The sequence below is a fragment of the Paenibacillus sp. EPM92 genome (genome assembly GCF_016586185.1).
GTDB classification, from domain to species: Bacteria; Bacillota; Bacilli; order Paenibacillales; family NBRC-103111; genus Paenibacillus_G; species Paenibacillus_G validus.
In genome coordinates, this window is record NZ_BCPS01000126.1 from 1 (window position 1) to 1,226 (window position 1,226).

A 1,226-nucleotide genomic window follows, 5' to 3' on the forward strand; every position below is an offset into this window, starting at 1 on the left:
CTAGTATATCATCAATCTTTAAATTGTGGATAAAGGCGTTTGAGTTTGATTCTTGCATCAGCGGTTGTAAATTGCCAGTCCACGCCCTTTTGCCCCTGGTTTCGGGAGCACTCCCATCCCGACAGTTCATGAGCTAATTCGGCGATGGAAGGGATACGACGTCCCAGACATTGACTGGTCATCACGCTAAGTTCAATCTCCGCAATATTGAGCCAACTGCCATGCTTAGGCGTGTAGTGGATTTCCAGCCGCTTAGCCAGACGCCGGGCGGTTTCAGGCTCGAATGCCTGATAAAGCGAAGCGATGGAATGAGTGTTCAAATTGTCCATCACCAGTTTGATCTTTGGCGCATTCGGATAATGAACATCCAGCAATTCGCGGACTTGCTCCGCCCAGTCGATACGGGTTCGCTGCTGCCGTACTGTGACATGACGCCAGCCAGCCAAAGGCTCTGTGAAGATGAAGATGCTACACGTTCCATGCCGGACGTACTCGCTATCTTCCCGACGGGGTTTGGCGGATTTCATGGGAATCGGCTTTCGGGCTTCGTCCAGCAATTGATACGGTTTTTCGTCCATGCAAATGACCGGACAGTCGGCATCGTAAGGCAATTGATAGACGTCCAGCACATCCTCCATTGCCGCGACAAACGCCGCATTTTGCTCAGGCGGAATACACCAGCATTTACGAAGGTGAGGCTTGAGTTCGTTTTTTTAAAACCTTCCGGACGGTCTCGTGAGAGAGGCTGTCGATGTATTTTAGTTCGACTGCCCGATCCGCCAACAGCTCCAGGGTCCAGCGGCTTCTTCCGTCCGGCGGTGCGCTGCAACTCAGCGCGATGATTTTGGCTTCGACTTCACCCGTTACTTTGGGCGCAACGGGCGGTGTGACTCGCTTTTTTCTTCCGATCGCCCCTTCCCAGCCTTGCTCGCCATACGCTTTGCGAACGTTATACACGGTATTGACGTGGACTTGCATGCGCTCGGCGATCTCCAATTCTTTTAAGCAACCGCCTGGCCTGTTTTCATCAGCAGCAAGCAGGATCTGAGCTCGCCGAATGGACCGGGCGGACGATTTGCCTTTGGAGATGAAGGACCGTAATTTTTCTTGCTCTTCTAACGTTAGGCGTACAGGGTATTGGATCGGACGCATCTATGGATACCTCTTTTTGGCATAACTATACCATATCCATCCAATCTATACTATTAGAGTTGAGAGAGTACTAG

At 51.4% G+C, this 1,226-nt stretch carries 1 protein-coding gene; it reads right to left on the reverse strand.

The features are described from left to right. Window positions 1-11: 11 nt before the first annotated feature. Window positions 12-1,152, reverse strand: a protein-coding gene (locus tag JMF85_RS27775) for an IS630 family transposase (RefSeq protein WP_201319395.1) whose coding sequence is annotated in 2 segments (ribosomal slippage) — window positions 12-714 and window positions 713-1,152 — 1,143 coding nt in all. Because the reading frame shifts where the segments join, the coding sequence is not laid out codon by codon here. Window positions 1,153-1,226 lie beyond the last annotated feature (74 nt).